General features: G+C 61.3%; 23 protein-coding genes and 1 tRNA gene. 16 read left to right on the forward strand and 8 right to left on the reverse strand.

Annotated features, from left to right (window positions below; translation table 11 throughout):
- Positions 1 to 50: 50 nt before the first annotated feature.
- Both purE and L0U79_RS06775 read left to right on the forward strand, forming a co-directional pair.
- Positions 51 to 554, forward strand: coding sequence for a 5-(carboxyamino)imidazole ribonucleotide mutase (gene purE / locus L0U79_RS06770; RefSeq protein ID WP_233841113.1), 504 nt, complete (start codon positions 51 to 53; stop codon positions 552 to 554).
- Positions 551 to 1,699: a 5-(carboxyamino)imidazole ribonucleotide synthase gene (locus L0U79_RS06775; RefSeq protein ID WP_233841114.1), complete on the forward strand. Its 1,149-nt coding sequence runs from the start codon at positions 551 to 553 to the stop codon at positions 1,697 to 1,699. The genes purE and L0U79_RS06775 overlap by 4 nt, the downstream gene beginning before the upstream one ends.
- Before the next feature lie 174 nt (positions 1,700 to 1,873).
- Here the strand turns inward: L0U79_RS06775 and L0U79_RS06780 are convergent, their stop codons facing one another.
- Positions 1,874 to 2,455 carry a Fe-Mn family superoxide dismutase gene (locus tag L0U79_RS06780; RefSeq protein WP_233841115.1) on the reverse strand — a complete coding sequence of 194 codons (582 nt, stop codon included), beginning with the start codon at positions 2,453 to 2,455 and terminating at the stop codon, positions 1,874 to 1,876.
- A gap of 117 nt (positions 2,456 to 2,572) precedes the next feature.
- Between L0U79_RS06780 and grxD the strand changes: the two genes are divergently transcribed.
- The 7 genes from grxD (at position 2,573) to L0U79_RS06815 (ending at position 10,886) form a co-directional block, all read left to right on the forward strand.
- Complete coding sequence (gene grxD / locus L0U79_RS06785) at positions 2,573 to 2,899, forward strand: Grx4 family monothiol glutaredoxin (RefSeq protein WP_233841116.1); 327 nt, start codon at positions 2,573 to 2,575, stop codon at positions 2,897 to 2,899.
- A complete protein-coding gene (locus L0U79_RS06790; RefSeq protein WP_233841117.1) occupies positions 2,896 to 3,663 on the forward strand; it encodes an SDR family NAD(P)-dependent oxidoreductase in 768 nt (255 codons plus the stop codon). The genes grxD and L0U79_RS06790 overlap by 4 nt, the downstream gene beginning before the upstream one ends.
- A gap of 59 nt (positions 3,664 to 3,722) precedes the next feature.
- Entirely contained in the window at positions 3,723 to 4,319 is a 597-nt protein-coding gene (locus tag L0U79_RS06795; RefSeq protein ID WP_233843856.1) for a YhgN family NAAT transporter, read from the forward strand.
- 178 nt (positions 4,320 to 4,497) lie between these two features.
- The gene (locus L0U79_RS06800; protein WP_233841118.1) at positions 4,498 to 6,210 is read left to right on the forward strand and encodes a lysophospholipid acyltransferase family protein; all 1,713 of its coding nucleotides are present in this window, start codon (positions 4,498 to 4,500) and stop codon (positions 6,208 to 6,210) included.
- Positions 6,211 to 6,692: 482 nt separating this feature from the next.
- The gene (locus L0U79_RS06805) at positions 6,693 to 9,137 is read left to right on the forward strand and encodes a TonB-dependent receptor (RefSeq protein ID WP_233841119.1); all 2,445 of its coding nucleotides are present in this window, start codon (positions 6,693 to 6,695) and stop codon (positions 9,135 to 9,137) included.
- Positions 9,138 to 9,340: 203 nt separating this feature from the next.
- A complete protein-coding gene (gene ppnN, locus L0U79_RS06810) occupies positions 9,341 to 10,741 on the forward strand; it encodes a nucleotide 5'-monophosphate nucleosidase PpnN (RefSeq protein WP_233841120.1) in 1,401 nt (466 codons plus the stop codon).
- A 68-nt stretch (positions 10,742 to 10,809) separates the two neighbouring features.
- Positions 10,810 to 10,886 (forward strand) — tRNA-Asn (locus L0U79_RS06815).
- A gap of 80 nt (positions 10,887 to 10,966) precedes the next feature.
- Here the strand turns inward: L0U79_RS06815 and L0U79_RS06820 are convergent.
- The 7 genes from L0U79_RS06820 to L0U79_RS06850 are packed head-to-tail and all read right to left on the reverse strand — an operon-like array spanning position 10,967 to position 18,504.
- Positions 10,967 to 12,409, reverse strand: coding sequence for an amino acid permease (locus L0U79_RS06820; protein ID WP_233841121.1), 1,443 nt, complete (start codon positions 12,407 to 12,409; stop codon positions 10,967 to 10,969).
- Positions 12,410 to 12,454: 45 nt separating this feature from the next.
- Positions 12,455 to 14,035, reverse strand: coding sequence for an aldehyde dehydrogenase family protein (locus L0U79_RS06825; protein WP_233841122.1), 1,581 nt, complete (start codon positions 14,033 to 14,035; stop codon positions 12,455 to 12,457).
- Position 14,036: 1 nt separating this feature from the next.
- Entirely contained in the window at positions 14,037 to 14,942 is a 906-nt protein-coding gene (locus L0U79_RS06830) for a dihydrodipicolinate synthase family protein (RefSeq protein WP_233841123.1), read from the reverse strand.
- Positions 14,939 to 16,228, reverse strand: a complete 1,290-nt coding sequence (locus L0U79_RS06835) for an FAD/NAD(P)-binding oxidoreductase (RefSeq protein ID WP_233841124.1) — start codon at positions 16,226 to 16,228, stop codon at positions 14,939 to 14,941. Before L0U79_RS06835 ends, L0U79_RS06830 begins: the two co-directional genes overlap by 4 nt.
- Positions 16,221 to 16,469 carry a (2Fe-2S)-binding protein gene (locus tag L0U79_RS06840; RefSeq protein ID WP_233841125.1) on the reverse strand — a complete coding sequence of 83 codons (249 nt, stop codon included), beginning with the start codon at positions 16,467 to 16,469 and terminating at the stop codon, positions 16,221 to 16,223. Before L0U79_RS06840 ends, L0U79_RS06835 begins: the two co-directional genes overlap by 8 nt.
- Positions 16,466 to 17,563 carry an FAD-dependent oxidoreductase gene (locus tag L0U79_RS06845; RefSeq protein ID WP_233841126.1) on the reverse strand — a complete coding sequence of 366 codons (1,098 nt, stop codon included), beginning with the start codon at positions 17,561 to 17,563 and terminating at the stop codon, positions 16,466 to 16,468. Before L0U79_RS06845 ends, L0U79_RS06840 begins: the two co-directional genes overlap by 4 nt.
- Positions 17,560 to 18,504, reverse strand: coding sequence for a 4-hydroxyproline epimerase (locus tag L0U79_RS06850; protein ID WP_233841127.1), 945 nt, complete (start codon positions 18,502 to 18,504; stop codon positions 17,560 to 17,562). Before L0U79_RS06850 ends, L0U79_RS06845 begins: the two co-directional genes overlap by 4 nt.
- Positions 18,505 to 18,709: 205 nt before the next feature.
- Here L0U79_RS06850 and L0U79_RS06855 point away from each other — a divergent pair, with 205 nt between their 5' ends.
- The 7 genes from L0U79_RS06855 to L0U79_RS06885 all read left to right on the forward strand — a co-directional run bounded on the left by L0U79_RS06855 (position 18,710) and on the right by L0U79_RS06885 (position 24,544).
- Entirely contained in the window at positions 18,710 to 19,426 is a 717-nt protein-coding gene (locus tag L0U79_RS06855; protein WP_233841128.1) for an AraC family transcriptional regulator, read from the forward strand.
- A 246-nt stretch (positions 19,427 to 19,672) separates the two neighbouring features.
- Positions 19,673 to 20,809, forward strand: coding sequence for a transglycosylase SLT domain-containing protein (locus L0U79_RS06860; protein ID WP_233841129.1), 1,137 nt, complete (start codon positions 19,673 to 19,675; stop codon positions 20,807 to 20,809).
- 110 nt (positions 20,810 to 20,919) lie between these two features.
- Positions 20,920 to 21,816: a prolipoprotein diacylglyceryl transferase gene (gene lgt, locus L0U79_RS06865; protein ID WP_233841130.1), complete on the forward strand. Its 897-nt coding sequence runs from the start codon at positions 20,920 to 20,922 to the stop codon at positions 21,814 to 21,816.
- Positions 21,817 to 21,826: 10 nt separating this feature from the next.
- The gene (locus tag L0U79_RS06870; RefSeq protein ID WP_233841131.1) at positions 21,827 to 22,621 is read left to right on the forward strand and encodes a thymidylate synthase; all 795 of its coding nucleotides are present in this window, start codon (positions 21,827 to 21,829) and stop codon (positions 22,619 to 22,621) included.
- Positions 22,622 to 22,764: 143 nt separating this feature from the next.
- Positions 22,765 to 23,253, forward strand: coding sequence for a dihydrofolate reductase (locus tag L0U79_RS06875; protein WP_233841132.1), 489 nt, complete (start codon positions 22,765 to 22,767; stop codon positions 23,251 to 23,253).
- 33 nt (positions 23,254 to 23,286) lie between these two features.
- Entirely contained in the window at positions 23,287 to 24,225 is a 939-nt protein-coding gene (locus L0U79_RS06880; protein WP_233841133.1) for a Nudix family hydrolase, read from the forward strand.
- A gap of 40 nt (positions 24,226 to 24,265) precedes the next feature.
- Positions 24,266 to 24,544: a DUF2007 domain-containing protein gene (locus L0U79_RS06885; RefSeq protein ID WP_233841134.1), complete on the forward strand. Its 279-nt coding sequence runs from the start codon at positions 24,266 to 24,268 to the stop codon at positions 24,542 to 24,544.
- Positions 24,545 to 24,552 lie beyond the last annotated feature (8 nt).

A 24,552-nucleotide genomic window follows, 5' to 3' on the forward strand; every position in this document is an offset into this window, starting at 1 on the left:
GTTGCAATGCGGCGAAGTCCGTACAATAACCCCTTTTGGACGACCGGACCATGACGGGAACAGCTGCAGCGCCGCGAGTGGGTGTGGTGATGGGATCGCGTTCGGATTGGGAAACCATGACGCACGCGGCCGACGTACTTCAGGAGCTGGGCGTACCGCATGAGGTGCGCGTGGTGTCTGCGCACCGTACGCCGGACCTGCTGTTCCAGTACGCCGAAGAGGCGGTGCAGCGCGGTATTCAGGTCATCATCGCCGGCGCCGGCGGGGCCGCGCACTTGCCAGGCATGCTGGCGGCCAAGACCCGTTTGCCGGTCTTCGGCGTTCCCGTCCAGTCCAAGGCGCTGAACGGTATGGATTCCCTGCTTTCCATCGCGCAGATGCCGGCCGGTATTCCCGTCGGCACGTTGGCGATCGGGCGTGCAGGCGCCGTCAACGCTGGCCTGCTTGCCGCCTCTGTCTTGGCGCTGCATGACCCGGCGCTGGCCAAGGCGGTCGAGCAATACCGTGCGCGCCAAACGCAGACCGTGCTGGACAATCCGGACCCTCGCTCGTGACCGAACGCAAACAATCCGTGCTGGGCATTCTGGGCGGCGGACAACTCGCCCGCATGCTTGCGCTCGCTGCTGCGCCGCTCGGCGTGAAAACGCTGGTGGTCGATAGCGCGCCGGATGCGTGCGCCGGACAGGTATCTCCGCTGCTGCTCGCCGACTGGAGCGATTACGCCGCGCTCGAAAAATTTGCGGCTGAAGTCGATGTAGTCACCTTCGATTTCGAAAATGTGCCGGCCGATACCGCGCATTGGTTGGCGGAGCGTGTGGCAGTGTTTCCCAATCCGCGTGCGTTGGCCGTCGCGCAAGATCGTCTCGCCGAGAAGACGTTGTTTCGCGAATGCGGATTGCAAACGCCCGCCTTCGAAGCCGTGGATACGCGCGAAGATCTCGACCGCGCGCTAGCGATCATCGGTGCGCCATCTATTCTCAAGACACGTCGCTTGGGTTACGACGGCAAGGGACAATTCCGCATCAAGCAACTGTCGGATGCCGACGCCGCGTGGGAAGCGCTGGGCGCCAACGCGCATGGTTTAATTCTCGAAGCGTTCGTGCCGTTCGAGCGCGAGCTCTCGGTCGTTGCCGTGCGCACGCGCGACGGTGATTTTCATGTGTGGCCGCTCACGCAGAACTGGCATACCGATGGCGTGCTCAGTCTCAGTCTTGCGCCTGCGCCAAACGTCGGCGCATTGCAGGTGCGTGCGGAATCTTTGGCGCGTACGCTGGCCGAACGTCTGGATTACGTCGGTGTGTTCGCGTTGGAGCTGTTCGTCAAAGACGGCCAATTGCTCGGCAACGAAATGGCGCCGCGCGTGCACAACTCCGGTCACTGGACGATCGAAGGCGCGATCACCAGCCAATTCGAAAACCACGTGCGCGCCGTGCTTGGCTTGCCGTTGGGCGACACCTCGGCGCATGGTTTTTCTGCGATGTTCAATTGGATCGGCGATCTGCCCGATCCCACGCCTGTGCTGCAAACCGTCGACGGCCATTGGCACGATTACGGCAAACAACCGCGCGCGGGCCGCAAAGTGGGACACGCCACGGTGCGCGCCGAAGATGCCAAGACGCTTGCGGCGCGCATCGGCGAGATTGCGCGTGTGCTCAAGCGCGACGATCAAGTTGCGCCCGCACTGCGCGTGATTGGTTGATGTCCTTCTCCCCTGCGGGGAGAAGGTGCCCGAAGGGCGGATGAGGGGCCAATCTTGCTAGAAGGGTGATTCGAGCAGCGCTTCGCAAGCAAGATCATCGCGAGCGTGACCCCTCACCTCAATCCTCTCCCCGAAGGGGAGAGGAAGCGAACGCGAAAAGGCGGTTTAATTAGATTAAACCAGATTCTTCGCCGCAAAATCCCAGTTCACCAATTCCCAGAACGACTCGACATACTTCGGGCGCGCGTTGCGATAGTCGATGTAGTACGCGTGTTCCCATACGTCGATGGTGAACAGCGGCTTGTCGCTGCCGGTAATCGGTGTGGCGGCGTTGGACGTGTTGACGATGCCCAGCGCGCCATCGGGGCGCTGCACCAGCCAGGTCCAACCCGAACCGAAATTGCCGGTGGCCGACTTGGTGAATTCTTCTTTGAATTTGTCGAACGAGCCGAACGCCTTGTTGATGGCATCGCCCAGCTTGCCGGCGGGTGCGTTGTCCTTCTTCGGCGGGTGCATGGAATGCCAATAGAACGTGTGATTCCAAACCTGCGCTGCGTTGTTGAACACGCCGCCGGAGGACTTCTTGATGATGTCTTCGAGCGCGGCGCTTTCGAACTCGGTGCCCTTGATCAGGTTATTGAGGTTGGTCACATAGGCCTGGTGGTGCTTGCCATAGTGATACTCCAGCGTTTCGGCCGAAATGTTCGGCTCTAGCGCATTCTTTTCATAAGGCAACGGGGGAAGTTCGATCGCCATGGGTAACTCCTGGGCGTTGGCTGAGGATAAGGGGTAACGGGCGTGCGGGCCGGATGGGCCGCCCGGACGGCTGGTACACTACTAAGCTGCCTGCATTGTAGTGATGAATCTGAAGTTATGGACGTCAACGAGCGAATCAAGGCCGTGTTGGCCGAGCACCCCATCGTGCTTTTTATGAAGGGCACGCCGCAGTTTCCGATGTGCGGATTTTCCGCGCGCGCGGCGCAGGCGTTGAACGATGCGGGCGCGACGTTCCATCCGGTCAACGTGCTGGCCGATCCGGAAATCAGGGCCGCCTTGCCGCACTACGCCAACTGGCCGACGTTCCCTCAACTTTTCATCCAGGGCGAGCTGATCGGCGGCTGCGATATCGCGGAAGATCTGAAAGCTTCCGGCGAGCTCGCGCGCATGGCGTGCGACGTGGCGGGAGGAAGTCCCGCATGAGTCTGCCGTTGCATCGATTGCCGCAGTCCTGGTCGCCTGCCGGCAACGCGCTGGCCGGTCGTGTTGTGTTGGTTACCGGCGCGTATGGCGGACTGGGCAGCGCCGTCGTGCGCGCGGCCGCGCGCGCCGGCGCCACCGTAGTGATGACCGGAAAGCGCAAGCGGCAATTGGAGAAACTCTACGACGCGATGATCAGCGAAGGCCTACCCGAGCCGGTGATCCATCCGCTCGATATGGAAGCCGCCACGCCCAGCGATTACGAGGCGCTCGCCGAGGGCTTGCAGCGCGATCTCGGCCGGCTCGATGGCATCGTGCATGCTGCCGCAAGCTTCGCCGGCCTTATGCCGATGTCGATGCACAAACCGGACGCGTGGTTGCGCGCGCTGCATGTCAATGTGTCGGCGCCGTTCGCGCTGACGCAGGCGTGCCTACCGTTGTTGACGGCCGCGCCAGACAGCGCAGCGATTTTCGTGTTGGACAATCCCGATCTGGTGATGCGTGCTCATTGGGGTGCGTACGGCGTATCCAAGGCGGCGCTGGAGCGTTTCGTGGCGATCCTTCACGACGAGCACGACACCGGCGCGTTCCGCGTGCATGCCTTGCTGCCTGCGCCCATGCGCACGACGTTGCGACGTACCGCGTACTTCGGCGAAGACACGATGCAGCAGCCGTTGCCAGACGCCACCGCAGACGCCGCCGTGTATTTGCTTAGCGATGAGGCTGCCGCGATGCGCGGCGGCGTACTTGATCTGCGCGTGGCATGATCGCACTCGACGCTGTCGCACAAACCGCCGCATAAAAAGGGGACGGCATGCAAACGCAGATGACGACCATGTCGGCAGCGATCCTGCTGTTCCTGATCATGGATCCCCTGGGCAATATCCCCATCTTTCTGACCTTGCTCAAAGATGTGCCGCCCAAGCGCCGTCGCTTTGTGATGATTCGCGAATTGCTGATCGCGCTGGCGGTGTTGCTGGTGTTTCTGATGGGCGGGCAGCTGATTCTCAAGCTGCTGCAGTTGCGCGAAGAATCGATCAGCATCGCAGGCGGCATCGTGTTGTTCCTGATCGGCATCCGCATGGTGTTTCCGCCTGCGGAAGGCGGCATTTTCGGAAAATCCGGCGAGGGCGAACCTTTCATCGTGCCGATGGCGATTCCCGGTGTCGCCGGACCATCCGCGATGGCGGCGTTGCTGCTGCTCACCAATACGGAACCGGGACGCACCGCGGATTGGGCGATTGCGCTCTTATGTGCGTGGCTGGCGACGGCGCTGATTCTGCTCAGTTCCACGTATTTGTTCCGCTGGCTGGGCGAAAGCGTGCTCACCGCGCTGGAACGTGTGATGGGCATGCTGCTGATCGCGCTGTCGGTGCAGATGTTCCTCGGCGGTATTGCGGCGTATTTGCACCTGGCCGTGTGATGTGTCGAGCAAGGCAAAATCCACGCTAGGCCATAAGACTGGCCCGTCGTGAACGAGCTTTTAAGAAACGGTCCTGGACCCTTCGTGTATTCTTGCGCCACCACAAGTTTGATTGCGCGATTTCTCGCAGTTGTCACACTTGATCGGCAACATGGGCGCTAAACCCAGGGAGGCGGTCATGCTTCACGTCGAACAGGCCCTTACCGAACGTCTGCCATGGCTTGCGCAACATCCGATGATTCGCAAGCCCGTCGCGGGCGTATTGGGTCGACTTGCCGATGAGGCAGGTTTCAATCGGGTCCTGCATGCGCTGGCCGACACCAAGGGTTTCGACTTCGTCGAAAAGGTGCTCGAATTTCTCGGCTGCAGCTATCACGTTGTGCAGCGCGAACGCGAACATATTCCTGTCGAGGGCGCGGCGCTCATCGTTGCGAATCATCCGCTGGGCATGCTCGATGCGATGGCCTTGCTGCAGCTTGTTGGTTCGGTGCGCCAGGACGTGCGCATTCTCGGCAACGATTGGCTTGCGGCCGTTCCGCAGCTCGGTCCGTTGCTGTTGCCGGTGGATGTCTTCGGCGGTGGCACCGCGTCGCGTATGCGTAACCTCTATCGCGCGTTGGAGCGCGGCGAAGCGCTGATCGTTTTCCCCGCCGGCGAAGTGTCTCGCATGGGGCCGTCCGGTGTGCGCGATGGTCGTTGGTCGGACGGATTCGCGCGTCTTGCGATGCGCGGCAAAGTGCCGGTGCTGCCGATCCACGTGGCGGCGCGCAACTCCGCGATGTTCTATGGCTTGTCGATGCTGGCCAAGCCGCTCAGCACGGCGATGCTGCCGCGCGAGGCCGTGGCCACGCACGTCAGCCGCATCGGTTTCAATGTCGGCGCGCTGATCAGCGCGGAAGAAATATCCAAGCGCAGCGGCGACGATGCGCAGCGCGCGGCGAATCTGATGCGTCGCCATGTGTATCGCCTTGGCCGTCGTCGTGGTCTGATTTTCGGCGGACAGGTTCCGCTGGCGCATCCGGAGCCGGTCGATCGCGTGGCGATGGACCTGGCGCAGAGCGAAAAGCTCGCGGATCTCTCCGATGGCAAGCAGCTGTTCGTCTTGCGTGGGCAAACCGACGGCGCCGCCTTGCGCGAGATCGGCCGTTTGCGCGAACTGACGTTCCGTAAAGTCGGGGAGGGCACCAATACCCGGCGCGATCTGGACGCTTACGACGCCCATTACGAACATCTCGTGTTGTGGGACCCGAAGGCGTTGCGCATCGTCGGTTCGTATCGCCTCGGCCACGGCGGAAACCTGATCGCGAAAAGTGGCATGGCCGGTCTGTATACGGCCAGCCTGTTCAATTATTCGCCAGCGCTGGAATCGCGACTCGCGCAAGGCATGGAACTGGGGCGCAGTTTTATCGCGCCGGCCTACTGGCGTTCGCGCGCACTGGATCAACTCTGGCAGGGCATCGGTTTGTACCTGCAGCGCCATCCGGATCTGCATTACGTGTTCGGCCCCGTCAGCATGTCGGTGAATCTGCCGCGCCAGGCGCGCGAGTGGATCGCGGCGGCGCATCAGCATTATTTCGGCGCGCCGGGTCTTGCGTCGGCCCGTCAGCCGTTCAAGGTTTCGGCCGACGTCCTCGAAAGCGTGCGCCACGAACTGGAAGGCCTGGATCCGGTCAGCGGATTGGGCAAGCTGCGCAATCACCTCGATGCGCTCGGTGTGAGCCTGCCTGTGCTCTATCGCCAATATGTAGACTTGGTCGAGCCCGATGGCGTGCAGTTCCTGGACTTCGGCGAAGACCCGGGTTTCTCCGGCTGCGTCGATGGCTTGGTGATGCTCGATCTCTCCCGCCTCAAGCCCGCCAAGCGCGCGCGCTATCTCGGCAAAAGCGCCTAAGCGTTCATCGCCTTTTGCATGCGCCTGCTTTTGAGCGGGGGCAAGATTGTGCGCAAAAGACAGCACGTGGACGCAAATACTTCACAGATGAGATGCCTCTGTAAAATTAATGTAAAGCATATGTGGGATTGTGCTAAGGTATCGCTAAGGAAACGTGACCGCTTCCTCCCTGCTTGAGCGTCGTTAGAGCGCTTGGGTTAAGCGCACGGATCAGCTGTTTGCACGAAGTTGTCTAGGGTCATGTTCCAGGGTCGAACTCGTTTGGCGTCGACTCGCTAGAAACAAAAAAACCTAGGGAATCCAAGAAAGGCCGCTGCGGTTCATGAGACCCATGAGCCCGAGCTTTTTTTGTGTCGAAGGATCGCCGCGTAGCAATGGTCAGGAAGGCCGGCTGATGTCGTGTTATCGCAAAAATGGTTGAACGGTCATGACAAGCGGTACCTAGAAATCTCGAATTCAAAAACAGGACTACGGGGCTCTTCATGAAACGTACGCATCTTTCCGCAGCGATTGCGATGGCTTGTTGCATCACCACCAGCGTTGCCATGGCGCAAACCGCCAGCACCGATCAGGCGCAGGCAAACCAGAGCAACAACACCCAGCAGCGCGTCAACGCATCCAGCACGTCCAACACCACGACGTCCAACGCCACGCAGCGCGACGTGAAGCAAATGTCGGCCGTGACGGTGCAGGCGCAATCGCTGTCGCTCGGCGGCGGTTTGATGTCGGTGCAGATCGCTCCGAAAGCCGTGTCGACGATCACCCGCGACGCCATCGAAAAGGCGAGCCCGGGCAGCAACTTCACGCAGATGATCTCCAGCATTCCGGGCGTCAATGCAGCGACTGACGACGTGACCGGTCTGGCGAACGGCCACTACAGCATCCGCGGTTACGACTCTTCCGACATCGGTATGACCGTCAACGGCGCGCCGATCACCGACACCGGCAGCTACTCCGTGTACGCCACCGAGTACGGCGATTCGGAAAACATGGGCGACATCACCGTGCTGCAAGGCATTCCCGATGTCGACATGCCCGACTCCGGCGCCAGCGGCGGCCATATCGGCTGGGCCACCATCGATCCGCCGCATCAGGGCGGCGTGGACGTCACGCAGACCATCGGCGGCAACGACTATCGTCGCACCTTCGTGCGCTTGAACACGGGCGACATGGGTCCGGTGCGTTCCTGGTTGTCGTACTCCGACAACACCGCCGACAAGTGGCGCGGCAAGGGCACGATGGACGTGACCAAGGTCGACGGCAAGTCGGTGTGGACGATCGACAGCGACGACTCGGTCAGCGCCTCGCTGCAGTACAACCGCGAAAACAACTTCGCCTACGAGACTGTTTCCAAGACGCAGGTTGCGCAGAACGGCTACTTCACCGACTACAACACCACGTGGATTCCGCTCGCCGGCCTCACGGGCACCAAGCTCAAGAGCGCGCTCAGCAACGACTCCAATTACTACGGTCTGCGCACCAACCCGTTCCGCAGCTACCTCTTCAGCCTCGACGGCGAATTCAAGCTGGCCGACACGCTGCATTTGTCGGTGATTCCGTACTTCTGGTACGGCAACGGCGGCGGCGGCGGTTCGGCCACCGTAACCGAAAGCACGTTGACGACCAACCGTTTCGGCAACGCCGATATGGACGTCAACAACAGCGGTTCGGTCGTCAACGGCCAGCAGGGCGTGGTGTATTCGTACTCCGCCGCGCTGACGTATCGTCCGGGCGTGCTGGTGAAGTTCAACCAGGATTTTGGTCTGGACAACAGCCTGGAATATGGCTTCTGGTACGAAGATTCGCGCAAGACGCAGGACAACAGCTATTTCCAGGTGAGCGCCGAAGGTCAGCCGGCCAGCTTGTGGGGTAACTCGTATTTCATCACGTACCCGAACGGTGCGCCGATGACCTACTACCACGAGTACACCAACACCGAAATCGAGAAGGGCTTCGTTACCGACAACTGGACGCCGAGCGACCAGTGGACCTTCACCGGCGGCGCCGCGTTCCTGCGCGCCAACCGCAGCGGCTGGGGTTACGACTATCCGAACTCGTTCGCCGGTTCGGTCAGCAAGCAGCAAACCTACACCACGGTCGATCGCAGCTGGAACAAGTTGCTGCCGACCGCGGGCATCAAATTCCAGCTCGACGAGAAGAACCAGTTCTACCTCGGCAGCGGCAAGACCTTCCGCGTGCCGACCAACACGGTGGTGCTGCTCAACTCGTTCGCCGGCGCCGATTTGGCCAAGCCGGAAACGTCGTGGAACACCGATCTGGGCTGGCGCTACTACGGCGATTCGATCTCAGCCAACGCCGACTTGTACAACAGCAACTACAACAACAAGCAGGAAAGCTCGTACGACAACGCCACGGGCCAGACCTACTACACCGCGATCCATCGCATGCACATGCGCGGTTTCAACGGTGAGCTGAGCTACAAGTTCGCGCAGGATTGGACGGTGTACAGCTCCTACACCTACACCAAGGCTGAAATCGTCGGCAGCATCGATGGTGGCGGCGACGGCATCTATCCGACCGACGGCAAGATGATGCCCGATACGGCCAAGCACATCGGCAACCTCAGCCTGAGCTACGACGACACGCATCTGTGGGCGCAGTTGACTGGCCGCGTCACCAGCTCGCTGTACGGCGACTACATGAACACCGAACACGTCGGCGGATTCACCACGTTCACCTTCAACGCCGGCTATCGCTTCGGCGATTGGGATTGGTTGAAGAAGCCGTACGTCAAGGTGAACGTGTCCAACCTCACCGACAAGCGCGCTTTCTCCTACGTCGGTTCGGCGCAGTTCTTGGCCGCCGCGGCTGCGAAGCAGTTCCCGTCGCTGTACTCCACCACGCCGTACTACGGCTTGCTGCAGCCGCGCACGTACATGGTGACGGTGGGCGCTTCGTTTAACTGATAGGCGTCCATGCGATAACCCCTCTTCGTTTTTGGAGAGGGGTATCGAAAGTTACCTAGCTCCAAGCAAAACGCCCTGTCTCGAACGGGGCGTTTTTGTGTGGATCGACGTTGACCGCGCTGTGCCTCAGGCGAGATGCTAGACGGCCGCGAACGCCGAAGCATTCACGCGTCGTGGAGGATGCGACCCTGGAGAATGATGGAATGAACGATACGCAGATCGACAAGTCCGGCAAACCCGCCACCGTCAGCGCCCGCATTTCGCCGGCCGGCGGTCTGGATATTCTTTCTCGCAACGAAGTGATTCGTTTGCGCGACGCCAGCGGTTCGGGACTGCACGGTTTGCTGCGTCGTTGCGCGCTCGCGGTGTTGACGTCGGGCGATATCGGCGACGATCCGCGCGGCATGTTCGAGCAGTATCCGGATTTCGACATTCAAGTCTTGCAGCAAGATCGCGGCATCAAGATCGAGCTATCGCACGCGCCGGCCAAGGCGTTCGTCGACGGACATATCATTCGTGGTATCAACGAACTGCTGGTGGCGGTGGTACGCGACATCGTTTACGTATCCACGCAGCTGGAGCAGGGCGGTTTCGATCTCGACGATTCAGTAGGCATCACGCACGCCGTGTTCGAAATTCTGCGCAACGCGCGCATTCTCAAGCCGCAGATCGATCCCAATTTAGTGGTGTGCTGGGGCGGTCATTCGATCGCGCGCGACGAATACGAATACACCAAGTCGGTCGGTTATCAGCTCGGTTTGCGGGGCATGGATATCTGCACGGGTTGCGGTCCGGGCGCGATGAAAGGGCCGATGAAAGGCGCCACCATTGCGCACGCCAAACAGCGTCATCGCAACAATCGCTATATCGGCGTGACCGAGCCGGGCATCATCGCGGCCGAATCGCCGAATCCGATCGTGAATCAGCTGGTGATCATGCCGGATATCGAGAAACGACTTGAGGCGTTCGTGCGCATGGGACACTGCATCATCGTGTTCCCCGGCGGCGTCGGCACGGCGGAAGAAATTCTTTATCTGCTCGGCATTCTTCTGCATCCGGATAACGCGGGCATTCCGTTTCCGCTGATCTTTACCGGACCGAAGCAATCGGCGGCGTACTTCGAGCAGATCGATATGTTCCTGAAATTGGCGCTGGGCGACGACGTGGCGCAGCACTACAAGATCATCGTGGACGATCCGATCGCCGTCGCGCACGCCGCGACGCGTGGTGTCGACAAGGTTCGCAATCATCGCCTGGACAACAAGGATGCGTTCTTCTTCAACTGGTCGTTGAACATTCCGCTCACTTTCCAGCAACCCTTTATGCCGACGCACGAGGCGATGCGTGGGCTGGCGATTCATCGCAATCGTCCGCGTCACGAGCTCGCCGCCGATCTGCGTCGCGCCTTCTCGGGCATCGTCGCGGGCAATGTGAAGGACGAAGGGGTGCGCGCCATCGAACAATACGGCCCGTTCGAAATCGATGGCGAGCCGGAGATCATGCGCGCGCTCGACCGCCTGCTGCAGGCTTTTGTGCAGCAGCACCGCATGAAACTCCCGGGCAGCAGCGCCTATGTGCCGTGCTATCGCGTGCTAACGAACTGAATACCGGGCGGAAATCCACGCGCTGGCTTGACAGCCCAGCGGCCGTTCCGCACACTATGCAGCTCCCCGCCCGAATAGCTCAGCCGGTTAGAGCACTTGACTGTTAATCAGGGGGTCGTTGGTTCGAGTCCAACTTCGGGCGCCAAATTCAGAAAAGGGCCTACCTCGCGGTAGGCCCTTTTCTATTCACGGACATGCTCCGCTGCGGCGACAAAAAATATCGCGCTACGGATGCGGATCGGCGCACAAGTCGGTTTTTGCCGAATCGTTCGCCGCGTTCAGATGGCTATGCCGGCGCCCGTAGCCGAAGTACACGAACAGCCCTAGCAACAGCCACAGCGCAAACCGCCAATACGTGATCGTGGGCAATCCCCAGATCAGCCAGCACGAGAAGCCGACGCCGATCAGCGGCACCAGCGGCACCCACGGCGTGCGGAACGGTCGCTCCATCTCGGGATGACGCCAGCGCAATACGGCCACCGCGGTGCAGATCACGATAAACGCGCCAAGCACGCCGATATTGACCAGCTTGGCCAGCTCATCCAGGGGGAACAATCCGGATGCCGTGGCCGTCACCACGCCCAACAAGAAAGTAGTGCGATGAGGTGTATGCCAGCGCGGATGCACCTTGGAAAACCAGGCAGGCAGCAAACCGTCGCGCGACAACGCAAACCAGATGCGCGCACCGGCGAGCAAGTTGGCGAAGATCACACTGGTGATGCCGCAGATTGAGGCTAGCGAAATTGCCACCATCACCTGCGGCATGCCGATGGCGCTGAACGCGCTCGCAACCGGCGCGGGCGTATCCAGCGTCGTGTACGGCACGATGCCCGTCAGCACAAGGCAGATCGCGAAATACAGCACCATCGCGATGCCGAGCGATAACAGCACCGCGCGTGGCAGATCGCGTTGCGGATGGCGCGATTCTTCTGCTGCCGTCGTGAGCATGTCGTAACCGAATACCGCAAAGAACACCACAGCCGCGCCAGTCACGACGCCGTGCATGCCGAACGGCATAAACGGATGCCATCGTTCCGGTTTCACATAAGCGACGCCGGCAATCACGATGCCGGCTGCAGCGGCGATCTTGATCGCCACGATCGTGGTGTTGAATCGTGCGCCCCACTGCATGCGCATCGCGAGCAATACGGTGATGAGCAGCGAAATCGCGACGGCCGGTAGATTGAACCAACGCCCTGGCGCGCTGCCGTACGCCCCTTGCGCCCATGTCGGCAGATGCAGGCCCGCCGCGTCCAGCAGCGCTTGCACGTAACCGGACCATCCCACCGCAACGACGGCGGCAATCAATGCGTATTCAAGCAGCAGATCCCAGCCGATGATCCATCCGGCGAATTCGCCGAGCACGGCATAGCCATACGTGTACGCGCTGCCTGATACCGGAATCAGCCCGGAAAATTCGGCATAGCACAGCGCCGCCGCCGCGCTGGCGATACCGGCGAGCAGAAAAGACACCACGACGGCGGGCCCCGCCTGCGTCGCGGCGACGGTGCCTGTGAGCACAAAAATGCCGACGCCGATAATGCCGCCCAATCCGATCGCCGTGAGCTGCCACAAACCAAGCACGCGTCGCAGTCCGCTGCGTGCTCCGGCTTCTTGTTGCATGGCCGCGACGGATTTGCGTCGGGCCATGTCGGTGATCACGCTCATGCTGTTCCCCTGCCGTTGAATTCGCATCAGCCCACGACGTTTCGCTTAGGCAATATCGTTGTTCGTCCACGTCCCGTCGATCAGTCGTTGCACGCCACCGGGATTGCGATTGCGCAATTCGGTCGGCAGTAAATGTTCCGGCACATTGTCGTAGCTCTGCAGCATCGTGAAACGACGAATCGATGCGGGCATGCCCACCGACGTGAAACCCGAATGACTGGTGCTTGGGTAGGGGCCACCATGATTCATCGCCGCGCTTACGGCAACGCCCGTCGGCATTTTGTTGGCGATCAGTCGGCCGACCTTTGTGCGCAACGTCGGCGCAAGTGCATGCCATGCATCGTCGTCGCTACCATCGCTGGCGCGATAGATCGTGCCGGTGAGATTGCCTTCGAACGACGCGGCGATTTTTTGCATGGCCGATGTATTGGGCGCATGCACGATCAAACTGACTGGGCCGAATGCTTCCGTCTGCAGCGCTTGCGCCTGCGCCATAAAAGCGTCGCCGCTTACGCTGAGCAAGGTGGGTTGGAATCGGTAGCCCTCGCCAGCATCGCCACCCGTCAACCGCTGCGCGCCTGCGGTACGCAGATCGTTCACGGCATGCACAAGGTTCTGCTGCACGCCACGCGAGAACAACACCTTGGGTTCGGCCTCAGCAAACAATCGTGTCGCTGCCGCGAGGAACGCATCGCCATGTGCGCCGCTGGGCACGATCACAATGCCGGGATTGGTGCAGAACTGTCCGCTGCCCATCGTGCACGACGCAAAGAATTCCTGCGCCAACGCATCGCCGCGTTCAGCGAGTGCGCCTGGAAGCAGAAACACCGGATTGACGCTGGAAAGCTCCGCATAAATCGGCACACCCGCTTTATCCGCGGCGGCCTTGAGTGCGAGGCCGCCCGCGCGGCTGCCTGTAAAGCCGATGGCGCCCAATCGCACATCGCCAGCCCAAGCAAGGCCAAGCGCGTTGTCGAAGTGATAAAGCATTTGCACTGCCGCCGCGGGCAATCCCGTCTTGAGCAACGCGTCGTGCGCAAGCTGCGCTAGACGTTGGCTGGTCTCCGGATGCGACGGATGCGCTTTGGCGATCACCGGATTGCGCGCGGCTATGGCCGATGCGAAATCGCTGCCGGCGATGGCATTGAACGCGAACGGAAAATTATTGGGGCCGAACACGAGCACAGGTTTGTTGAGCGGCGCGCGATGCGCACGCAATCCACCTTGGGTGTCGATCACCGGATCCGTCCATGCATAGTCGCGCACGTCTTTGGCGGCAAGGCGAAGCTGATGGCTGGTGCGCGGCAACTCCACCGCGCGCAAGCGCGGCTCGGCGGGCAACGCGGTTTCCGCGTGCGCCAACGCCACCAGCCGATCGGCATCGGCATCGATGGCGGCAGCATAGGCGTCGAGAAAATCCGCGATGCGTTCCGGTGGGGTGGCGCTCAATGCATCGGCCGCGTCGATGGCGGCGCGCATCGACGCTTCGATATCGGCGATGCCGCTGATCGGGAAAGCTGGGCCGATGGCCTCAGCGCGGCTGGGATCTTCCGCGCGGAAGCTGCCGTGCGCATCCAGCGATGCGCACCAGCGACCTCCAATCAGCACTTGCTCGAACGTAGTCATCTTAGATACCCGGCTTGGTCGCAATCGCGTGATCGATAATCTTCAGCGCATGCTCGCGTTCGGCGCTGGCGACGGGCAAGCGTGGTGCGCGCACGCGCTCGCTGCCCGTGTTGGTTTTTTCCTGCACCAGCTTAATCAGTTGCACGAAGGTCGGCACGGTATCCAGGCGCAACAGCGGAAGAAACCAGCTATACAAACTTTCGGCCGCTTTCGGTCCGCCGTCGCGCGCGAGCTCGAACAGCTTTACCGATTCCTTCGGATACGCATTCACCAGACCGGCGATCCAGCCCACGGCGCCCATGCTGACACCTTCGACGATGGCATCGTCCATCCCCACCAGCAATTGCAGGCGATCGCCGAGCAACGCGCGAATGCCGGCGAAGCGACGTACGTCGCCGGAGGATTCCTTCACGGCTTGCAGATTCGGGTATTTCGCCGCGAGCTCCGCGATGTGCGCGGGCGTGAAGTCGGTTTTGTACGCAACGGGATTGTTGTAAAGCATGCAAGGCAAATCGGTGGCTTCGATTACGGCGCGCACATGCGCGCCCATTTCGCGCCAGTCAGTGGAATACACGTACGGCGGCAACACCATCAATCCGCCGCAACCGATGGCTTTCGCTTCCTTGGCCAAACGTACGGCTTCGCGCGTGGAGAGTGCGGCAATGCCGGGGATCACCGGTGCACGACCTTCCAGCGCGCTCACCAGTGTGCGCAATATCTCGAGCTTTTCCTCGAAGCTCAGCGTCGCCGCTTCGCCCAACGAACCCAGCGGCACGATGCCTCGGCAACCAGCATCGATCATCTGCTTTGCGTGTTTGGCGAGAAACGCGTGGTCGACCTGATCGTCGGCGGTAAAGGGCGTGGTGATGGCGGGCAGTACGCCGTGCCACATCGATGCGTTGCTCATGCGATGAATCCTTGATGTTCGGATGGAGTAGGGAGGTCGCCCAATGTCGCAAGTCGGGCTGGAAACAAGGGTGGACGATGGCCGCTGCGCGCAAAGCGACCGAGTTCGGCGAGCGCCGCGCCGCATACGCGTCCTTGGCAGGCGCCCATGCCGCAGCGCGTGGCGAGTTTGGCGCTGCGCGCGTCGGTGTAGTTGTTTAGTGTTTGCAGCGATACGTCTTCGCAGCGGCAGATCAAGGTGTCTGGCGTCGCCAGATTGCGGATGCGTGGATCGAGCGCGAAGTGCGTGCGCAGTGCGGTGGCGAAGGCGCGCGCGTGGCGGTGTTGCCGTTGCAACGATGCGTCGATCGTTGCGCCGGTTGCGGCCAAACCTGCGATACGGCCTTCCAACCATGCGGTGTCGCGTCCGCCGATGCCGCAAAGTTCGCCAGCCGCGTATACGTTGGCGATGCTGCTGCGTTGCATGGCGTCCACCGCGACATAGGGGTGCGCGCCTTCAAGCTTCAGCGCGCAACCGAGCATATGTGCGAGCTCCGTGTTTGGGATCAAGCCGTAGCCCACGGCGAGCTGATCGCACTCGATACGTTCAACGCCGTGCGGTCCGTCGACTTCAATCGTTTGCAGCGCGTCGTCGCCCATCGCGCGACGCACAGCGCATCCGTAGCGATACGGAACATCCGCCAATTGCGTGCGCAGAACGGCGGCTTGCACGGCTTTGCCAGGCCAGCGCCACAGCGTGCGCGCGAAATCGTGCACGGCTTTCGCGCCGGCTTGTTCGTAAATGCCCAGCACGCGCGCACCGTGTCGTTGCGCGGTTGCGGCGGCGGCCCAAAGCAGCGGACCGGCGCCGGCGATCACGACGCGACGTCCCGCAAGCGGCCAGCCTTGCTTCGCCAGCGCTTGCAAAGCGCCGGCGCCGGTGACGCCCGGCAACGTCCAGCCGGGGAATGGCAGTAGCAATTCGCGCGCGCCCGTCGCGAGGATCAATGCGTTATACGCGACGCGTCGCGCATTGTGCGTGTTCTGCAACAGGAGTTCGTCGCGCTCGGCGGCAATCACTTCAGTCTGCGGCATCCACGTCATGCTGGAATGCCGAAGCACGCGAGCAATGATGGATTGCGCGCGTCGAGGCCAGCCGTGTTCGCTGTCTTTGCGCCACACCTGACCGCCACCGTTTGCCTGCGCATCGATCCAGGCGACGCGTGCGCCGCGCGCCAGTGCTGCATCCGCTGCGGCTATGCCGGCCGGGCCGGCGCCGACGATGACAACGTCGTAGCGCTCAGTCATCTGTCATCACCTGCATCCCTTCTCGCACCGTCGCCATACACGCGCGTTGCTGAGCAATGCCGTCGATACGTACGCGGCATTCGAAACAAATACCCATGCCGCAAAACGGCGCACGCACTTGTCCGCTCACGGAACGTCGAAAAGGACGCTGCGCGCGGGCGATGGCCGCCGCCACGCTAATGCCGTTCGGAACGTCCAGCGCTTGTCCGTCGATCTCGATACGTATCAGCGCGGTATTCATGCGGCGACTCGTGCAGGATCGTAAGGTTTCGGATCGATCGCTGTCGCACGCCCGAGGAATTGATCGATCACTAATCGCGCGCTGCCCAACGAGGTGGTGATGCCAAGACCTTCGTGACCGGCGGCCACCCACACATGCGATTGATCCGGCACGCGCCCGAGATAAGGTAGACCGTCCGCGCTCACCGGTCGAAAGCCGGTCCAGATGCGGATCGCATCGAGTTGGCGCAGCGCAGGCAAATAGTGGAACGTGCGTTCCAGCATGCGTCGCACCATCGACATCGAAACATCAGGCGACTCGCTGCTGTATTCGCGCGACGAGCCGATAAGAATCTGCCCCGTCGGCCGTGGTTGCACGTTGAATGCGACACTGCTGTCCGCATCGCCGTGCGCGCTGTCCGCGTAACCGAGTTCCAAAAGTTGATGACGCACTACGTTTGGATAGCGATCGGTGATCACCAAATGACCTTTGCGTGCGCGCATCGGTAACTGAGGCAATAGCTGCGGCAGCGCACAGCCGGTCGCCACGATTACCGAACCGTGGAGTTGCGTTTGATCGGCCAATTGCACGCCCTGATTCGTGATGGCCGTGACGCGCGTGTCGTACAACTCGGCGCCGCGCGCGCGTGCACGCTGCAATAGATGCCGCGCCATGGCGGGCGGGTAAACGACGGCTTCGCGCGGCACACGCATGCCGCCGAATAGACCAGGGCATAGCGCAGGTTCGAGGCGATAGAGTTGCTTGCGGTCGATCAACTCGGCATGCACGCCGACCGCCGCGAGTCGCGCGATTTTCGCCGGAATATGCGCGAATTCGGCTTCGCTTCCGGCTACCCACAACGTTCCGCAGCGGCTGTATTCGAGTTGCTCGACGTCGGTAAACGCTTCCCACAAATTGAGCGAATAGTTCGCGAGCGCAAGTTCCGCCGGATCGTCGTCCATCGCCACCAAATGACCCATCGCCGCCGCCGTGGCGCCGCCGCCAATCGGACCGGGTTCGACAATCGCGACGCGCAGCCCTTGTTCGCTCGCGTAATCCGCGCACGCTGTGCCGACAATGCCGCCGCCGACAATGATGAGGTCGTAGCTTTTCACGCCGCGCCGATACCCCAAGCCAGCGGATCGTGCGCGTCGTCGATCAGCAGTTCGCCTTGCGCGGTGATATGTGCGCTGCCGGTGATGCGTGGCAGTACGCCGCGCGTGCCGGGCGTGTATTGCGCTTCGAACACGCTGTCGAGAATGCCGGCCTGACGCCACACCTGATGCGGCGCGAGTTTGCCGTCGGCGGCGAGGCAAGCCACCTTTGCGCTGGTGCCGGTGCCGCAGGGTGAGCGGTCGTAGGCCAACCCGGGACACAACACGAAGTTGCGCCCATCCGCGTCGGCTTGCGTAGAAGGCGCGTTGATTTCGATATGGTCGATCTCGCCGTCATCGGCGCCGCGAATATTGGCGGCTTCCAGTGCAACGCGAATCGCTTCGGTGTATTGCGTCAATGCGCGTTGGTTGGCGAGCGTGAGCGGGAGTGGTGTGTCGTTGGTGATAAAGAACCAATTGCCACCCCACGCGATATCGCCTTTTACTTTGCCGTAACCCGGGACATCCAGCGTCACATCTTTCGCGTGCCGGTAGCTTTCTACGTTGTCGATGGATACGTGGCCATCGGCATGCAATTCGATGCCCACCATACCGACGGGCGTTTCCAGACGATGCCGGCCCGGCGCGATACGACCCAGATGATGCAGGGTGCGGATCAAGCCGATGGTGCCGTGTCCGCACATGCCCAGGTAACTTACGTTGTTGAAGTAGATCACGCCGGCGCATGCCGACGGATCGGTGGGCGGCAACAACAGCGCGCCGACCATGGTGTCCGATCCGCGTGGTTCGCAGGCAATGGCTTGACGCCAGCGATCGTAGCGTTCGCGGAATACTTGGCGGCGTTCGGCCATCGTGCCGTTGCCAAGGTCGGGAAAGCCCGCGAGCACGACGCGTGTCGGTTCGCCGCCGGTATGGGAATCGATAAAGTCGATGGTATGCATCCGGCCATCTTCTTCCTTGCGGGCAGCGAGCGTCTAGAAAAGCTTCTGGACCTTGAATGCGGAATTCGGCATAGTCGAACGCGTGCGCATGTAAGAGTTTCATGCGCGCGCCATCGTGGCAAAAGAGGTTTTGTTGCAGTAAAAATGGCTTGGTTCGAAATTTCCGGGGGGGGGTTCGCCGCGTTGCGTTGCAGCATTTCATCCTATGAAGATTTCAGCCGATGAATTGGAACCCCTGTTCGATGCATTGCCGGACGTGGTGTTCTTCGTCAAAGACACGGCCGGCCGTTATACGCACGCCAATCTCACGCTGCTGCGTCGACTCGGGTTGAAGCAGCGCAGCGACATCATCGGCAAATCCGTCACCGAGCTTTTTCCAGCCACCATGGGCGGCTCCTACGCGGCGCAAGATGGGCGCGTGCTGATGGGCGAAACCATCGAAAACCAGCTTGAGGTACATATTTTCGCCAACCGCGTTCCCGGTTGGTGCCTCACCTGCAAACGACCATTGCGCTCGCGCGGAAAAATCCAGGGATTGATCGGCATCTCGCGCGATCTGGGTATTCCCGATGGTAAGCATCCGACGTACGACCGCTTGAAGCGCGTGCTGACGCATATGCAGGGGAATTACGCCGAAGGCATTCGCGTGCAGGCGCTGGCGGAATTGGCCGGTCTCTCGATTGCACAATTGGAAAGGCATTTTCGTCGCGTATTCCAGCTCACGCCGCAGCAAGTGCTAACCAAGCTGCGTATTGAAGCGGCGATGCGCTTGTTGCGTACGGACGAAACGGTTGCATCCATCGGCATGGCGTGTGGCTTTGGGGATCAAAGCGCTTTCGCGCGCCAGTTCAAGGCCACGGTGGGCATGTCGCCGCGCGTGTATCGAACCATGGTCAGCGCGAACGACGCGAATAGGCCATAGACGCTCGAAGGCTGTCGCAGGATTTCGCGACGGCCAATTTCCTCTGTCGTTACGGGGCCTCCCTCCAGCCATGAAAGGCGACGTTTCGTACCGCGAGGTCGATTTGGCTTGGCCTACGGCCCGATTTGTGCTTGTCTAGCAGACCCTGGCTGCTGCAGAACGGATGACGAGACGTGCTGTTCCTGAAACATTTCCAGCGCAGTAACCCGTTTTGGCGCGCGTGATGCGGGCGTGGGTGGCCGTGCGATGAGCCAGTCGACGGTGACGCAACGGGTCTATTTGTGTGCCCCGGCGGCATTTCGCGGTCGGCGAGAGGGTCGTGCGCCGACGCGCACTCACGAAAAGATTCTGATGGTCGATCCGCATGGGTGGGCCAAGCATCGTCGTATCTCGCAACGGTCTCGACCCGATGTCGGCATAGGCGACTTCGTCAATATCGGAGGCGCGCTGACCGTACTTCCGTCATGGCAAGCGAAGCTTCCTATCGATGCGGCTGGCGTGTTGCTCTCCATGAAAGAGCAGGCGCGGATGTATCGCACCCCGATCATCGGCGGTGTCGGCTTGGTTGCAGGAACTGCGGCCGTGATGATGAGCGTGCACATGTGGCACACGAATCAGAAGATTTCGGCTTCGACGCAAACGGTTGACGTTGCGACACGCGTTATCGCAAGTGCGCCCGTGCAACCCGTTACGGCAACGACGACAACGCATTCGACGATGCGTCAACAAGCGCCGGTCCTCGCGCACGTCGCAACCAAGCCATTACCTAAAACCACGTTGGGGCTAGCCGACGACGGAACCATTATTGTCGTCGCGCCGCCGCGCGCGAACTACGCGGCCGGATTTGATCTGGATATCACCTCGCGCTCTAGCCTATGGTCCAAAGCCGGTGCGCGTTATCGCATCGATCCGTTGCTGATCTATGCGGTGGCCTTGGTGGAAACGCGCGGCACGCAGCCCGACGGCTCTGTTGCTCCGAGTCCGTGGATCGTGCGCATCAACGGACGCTTGCATAGCGGCACGCGTGCGGAAACCGAACATGCGATCGAGTTGGCCCATTTGCTTGCGGCGCCGGTGCAGGACGTGGGCATCATGCAGGTGTATTACCCGATGCATCGCGACATCGAGCCCGATCCGATCGCATTGCTCAATCCGGCGCGCAATATCGAAATTGGTACGCAGCTCTTGCACAAGGCGATGCACGAAAGCACCGATCCAGTGCTGCGTATCGGCTACTACCACAGCCACGACGTGACGCTGGCGCGCGGTTATGGTCAGCAGGTGCTGGACGTGTATCGCGAATTGAAAACGGCGACGGGAAGGTCGTCGTCGAGCGCGGTGGCTTTCGCGTCGAAATCCGGTTCGTCGCACGTAGGCAGCTAAGACGCCGAGCCTTTCCCCTCCGCCCGGCGAGAGGAAAGGGCGCAGCCCGCGCCTGACGGGGCGGCGCAGGCCCGCTACACTGCCCACCTTTGATCTTTGCCGATTGAGCCATGTCGCAGCCCTTTGTCGTGCATTTCAACTCCGTGGCCATCCATCTGGGCCCGATCCAGGTCCACTGGTACGGGCTGATGTATCTGTTCGGGTTTATGGGTGGCTGGGCGCTGGGTGAATATCGCCGCCGGCGCGGGCGCCTGCCGGTGACCAGCGACGCGCTGGGCGATCTGGTGTTTTACGAAATGATGGGCGTGATTCTGGGCGGCCGCATTTGGTACATGCTGTTCTATTACGCCGGTGGCCCGCGCTGGATCTGGACCGAGCCGCTCGCGCTGTTTCGCGTGTGGGATGGCGGCATGAGTTTCCACGGTGGCTTGATCGGCGTGTTGGTGGCGGGCCTGTGGTGGTCGCGTCGGCACAAGCTGCATTTCTTCGACGTGGTGGATTTCGTTGCGCCGCTCGTGCCGGTCGGTTTGGGTTTAGGACGTCTGGGCAATTTCATCAACGGCGAACTGTGGGGAAAACCTGGCGACGTGCTGTGGGCGATGATTTTCCCCAACGCGCACGATGAAGATGCGGCGATGGCGGCGAACGATCCGCACCTCGCGCAGCTCATGCAGCAATTCAACGGTTTGCCGCGGCATCCGTCGCAGCTGTACGAACTGGCGCTGGAAGGCGTGGTGATGTTCACGGTGTTGTGGGTGGTGTCGTTGAAGCCGCGTCCGCGCTATTTGATTTCGGGATTGTTCGCGCTGATGTACGGCTGCTTCCGTTTTGCGGTGGAGTTTGTTCGCGTGCCGGACGCGCAGCTGGGCTATCTCGCGTGGGGCTGGTTGACCATGGGGCAGATTCAATCGGTGCCGCTGATCGTGGTGGGGTTGTGGCTGCTGTGGATGTCGCGCAACGCGCCGACCTTGCCGTTGGCTAGCCCCGCGCCTGTGCAGAAGGCGTAAACTTAAGCGCATGCACGCCTATCTCGACCTGCTTCGTCATGTGCTGGAACTCGGCACGGAAAAAACCGATCGCACCGGCACCGGCACGCGCAGCGTGTTCGGTTGGCAGATGCGTTTCGATCTCAACGAAGGCTTTCCGCTCGTCACCACCAAGAAGCTGCATTTGAAATCGATCGTGCATGAGCTGATCTGGTTTCTGCAGGGCGACACCAACATCGCGTATTTGAAAGAACACGGCGTCAGCATCTGGGACGAGTGGGCCGACGCGAACGGCGATCTTGGTCCGGTGTACGGCAAGCAATGGCGTGCATGGCCGACGGCGGACGGACACGTGGTGGATCAAATCCGCTGGGTGGTCGAGGAAATCAAACGCAATCCGGATTCGCGTCGGTTGATCGTCAGCGCGTGGAATGTCGGTGAATTGCCGAAGATGGCCTTGATGCCATGCCACGCGTTGTTCCAGTTTTACGTCGCCGACGGAAAGCTCAGTTGCCAGCTGTATCAGCGGTCTGGCGATATTTTTCTCGGCGTGCCGTTCAACATCGCCAGCTATGCGTTGTTGACGCATATGATCGCGCAGGTGTGCGGACTGGGTGTCGGCGATTTCGTGCATACGCTGGGCGATGCGCATCTGTACAACAATCACCTCGAGCAGGCCCGTCTGCAGCTGACGCGCGAGCCGCGCCCGCGACCGCGCCTTAAGCTGAATCCGCACGTCGACTCGGTTTTCGATTTCCGGTTCGAGGACGTAGTGATCGAGGATTACCACCCGCATCCCGCGATTAAGGCGCCCGTGGCCGTCTAGACGTTTGTGACAACGCCCTCCGCCGCAAAACGGGTGGTTACCATGCACTCGGTTGTCGTCGTGAGACGCTATAATGGCCGGTCGGATGGCGAAGCGCTCAGCCTGGCCACCCGTTCAACCTAACGTGATTCCTTGGAGCTTCCATGGCCATTTCGCTGATCGCCGCCCTCGACGAGAACTTCGCAATCGGTCGCAAGGGCCAGCTCCCCTGGCATCTGCCGGATGACTTGAAGTGGTTCAAGGAATTGACCGTCGGCAAGCACGTCTTGATGGGCTACAACACCGCGGTGTCGATCGGCCGCCCGCTGCCGGACCGCACGAACATGGTGCTGTCGCGTCGTCATGAGGCGCCGTTCCCCGGTCAGGTGACGGTCCGCTCGATCGAAGAAGCGCGTGCGCGCAGCGATGGCGCCGGCCTGATCGTGATCGGCGGTGGCAAGGTCTATCACGAAGCGCTGCCGATGGCTCAACGCCTCTACCTCACCTGGGTCAGCGCCGCGGTCGACGGGGCGGACACGTTCTTTCCGGGCATCCATTTCAGCGACTGGGTCGAAGTGAAGCGCACGCATCACAAGAAAGATGCGAACCATAGCTTCGATTTCGACATGGTCGAGTACATCCGCAACAGCTGATCGCCACCTGTGACGCACACCAACGGCGCTCCGATGCACGTCATGGCTGGCGTGCTGCGCGACGCGCAGGGCAGGGTGTTGCTGGCTCAGCGCCCGGAAGGCAAGAATTTTGCGGGGTTTTGGGAGTTTCCCGGCGGTAAGCTGGAGCTGAATGAAACCCCGCAGCACGCCCTGGTGCGCGAGCTCCACGAAGAGCTAGGCATTCGCGTCGAACCGCGCGACGGCACGCCGCTGATCCGCATTCCCTGGCGTCACGGCGAACGCGGTCTGTTGCTCGACGCCTGGCAGTTCGAGCGCTGGCACGGTACGCCTGCCTCGCTGGAAGATCAGGCATTGCAATGGGTCGCACCGTCCGAGGTCGATCTAGCGACGTTGACACCTGCCGATAGGCCCATTTTGCATGCGCTGCGTTTGCCTTCGATCTACGCCATTACGCCTGCGGATGTGTCGGCGATTCAGGCATCGGCGTGGCACGCGCGCGTGAAGGCCGCCATCGAACACGGTGTTCGACTTATCCAGTTGCGATTTCCGCTTTGGCCGGTTGAACAGGTACGCGATCTGGCCGCAGGCTTGCGAGCACACGCGTTACAGCATCGCGCGTGCCTCTTGCTCAATGGCGATATCGAAGGGGCGTCGCGTCTGGGCGAAGGCGTTGGCGTTCACTTAAAAACCGCGCAGGTGCGGTCTTTGGCGCAGCGTCCGCTGCCATGGTCGCAGCCCGTCGCCGCGAGCTGTCACGACCAAGCGCAGCTTACGAAAAGCGTGGATCTCGCCGATTTCGCCGTGCTCTCGCCGGTGGCGGCGACGGCGAGTCATCCGGATGCGGTTCCTTTGGGATGGTCGCGTTTTCAGGCCCTGACCGAAACCGCTTCACTGCCCGTCTACGCGCTCGGCGGCATGGCGCCCGAGAATGCCGACGAAGCGCGCGGATACGGCGCCCAAGGCGTCGCCGGCATCCGTGCATTTTGGTGAACGGCTTGCCCATCCGGGCATGCAGCAGTAGCGTGCGGCTATGCGTATCGTCTATCGCGCCCAAAATCTGATCGACGCGCATCTGGTGAAGGATGCGCTGGAAGGCGCCGACGTGCCTGCTTTTATCTCAGGCGAATACCTGACGGGCGGCGTCGGGCAACTTCCGGCGTTGGATTACGTGGCGGTCTTGGTGCCGGAATCCAGCGTGGATGTCGCCGAAAAGATCGTGCGCGAGATCGATCACGCCCTCGCCGAAGCCCGGGACGCGATCGCAGCGTTCGACGACGATAGCGACGGCCTCGTGCCGCAACCGCTTTAAGGGATTTC

It is taken from the genome of Dyella sp. 2HG41-7 (assembly GCF_021390675.1).
In the GTDB taxonomy this organism is placed as follows: domain Bacteria; phylum Pseudomonadota; class Gammaproteobacteria; order Xanthomonadales; family Rhodanobacteraceae; genus Dyella_B.

What these genes read in the sequence shown, in the direction of transcription:
- L0U79_RS06825 (WP_233841122.1), bottom strand. Translation starts at nt 14,035, where the DNA reads ATGACTACGTTCGAGCAAGTGCTGATTGGAGGTCGCTGGTGCGCATCG.
- L0U79_RS06850 (WP_233841127.1), bottom strand. Translation starts at nt 18,504, where the DNA reads ATGCATACCATCGACTTTATCGATTCCCATACCGGCGGCGAACCGACA.
- L0U79_RS06780 (WP_233841115.1), bottom strand. Translation starts at nt 2,455, where the DNA reads ATGGCGATCGAACTTCCCCCGTTGCCTTATGAAAAGAATGCGCTAGAG.
- L0U79_RS06820 (WP_233841121.1), bottom strand. Translation starts at nt 12,409, where the DNA reads ATGAGCGTGATCACCGACATGGCCCGACGCAAATCCGTCGCGGCCATG.
- L0U79_RS06855 (WP_233841128.1), top strand. Translation starts at nt 18,710, where the DNA reads ATGAAGATTTCAGCCGATGAATTGGAACCCCTGTTCGATGCATTGCCG.
- purE (WP_233841113.1), top strand. Translation starts at nt 51, where the DNA reads ATGACGGGAACAGCTGCAGCGCCGCGAGTGGGTGTGGTGATGGGATCG.
- L0U79_RS06840 (WP_233841125.1), bottom strand. Translation starts at nt 16,469, where the DNA reads ATGAATACCGCGCTGATACGTATCGAGATCGACGGACAAGCGCTGGAC.
- L0U79_RS06800 (WP_233841118.1), top strand. Translation starts at nt 4,498, where the DNA reads ATGCTTCACGTCGAACAGGCCCTTACCGAACGTCTGCCATGGCTTGCG.
- L0U79_RS06860 (WP_233841129.1), top strand. Translation starts at nt 19,673, where the DNA reads ATGAGCCAGTCGACGGTGACGCAACGGGTCTATTTGTGTGCCCCGGCG.
- L0U79_RS06870 (WP_233841131.1), top strand. Translation starts at nt 21,827, where the DNA reads ATGCACGCCTATCTCGACCTGCTTCGTCATGTGCTGGAACTCGGCACG.
- ppnN (WP_233841120.1), top strand. Translation starts at nt 9,341, where the DNA reads ATGAACGATACGCAGATCGACAAGTCCGGCAAACCCGCCACCGTCAGC.
- L0U79_RS06830 (WP_233841123.1), bottom strand. Translation starts at nt 14,942, where the DNA reads ATGAGCAACGCATCGATGTGGCACGGCGTACTGCCCGCCATCACCACG.
- L0U79_RS06795 (WP_233843856.1), top strand. Translation starts at nt 3,723, where the DNA reads ATGACGACCATGTCGGCAGCGATCCTGCTGTTCCTGATCATGGATCCC.
- L0U79_RS06875 (WP_233841132.1), top strand. Translation starts at nt 22,765, where the DNA reads ATGGCCATTTCGCTGATCGCCGCCCTCGACGAGAACTTCGCAATCGGT.
- L0U79_RS06805 (WP_233841119.1), top strand. Translation starts at nt 6,693, where the DNA reads ATGAAACGTACGCATCTTTCCGCAGCGATTGCGATGGCTTGTTGCATC.
- lgt (WP_233841130.1), top strand. Translation starts at nt 20,920, where the DNA reads ATGTCGCAGCCCTTTGTCGTGCATTTCAACTCCGTGGCCATCCATCTG.
- grxD (WP_233841116.1), top strand. Translation starts at nt 2,573, where the DNA reads ATGGACGTCAACGAGCGAATCAAGGCCGTGTTGGCCGAGCACCCCATC.
- L0U79_RS06880 (WP_233841133.1), top strand. Translation starts at nt 23,287, where the DNA reads ATGCACGTCATGGCTGGCGTGCTGCGCGACGCGCAGGGCAGGGTGTTG.
- L0U79_RS06835 (WP_233841124.1), bottom strand. Translation starts at nt 16,228, where the DNA reads ATGACTGAGCGCTACGACGTTGTCATCGTCGGCGCCGGCCCGGCCGGC.
- L0U79_RS06885 (WP_233841134.1), top strand. Translation starts at nt 24,266, where the DNA reads ATGCGTATCGTCTATCGCGCCCAAAATCTGATCGACGCGCATCTGGTG.
- L0U79_RS06790 (WP_233841117.1), top strand. Translation starts at nt 2,896, where the DNA reads ATGAGTCTGCCGTTGCATCGATTGCCGCAGTCCTGGTCGCCTGCCGGC.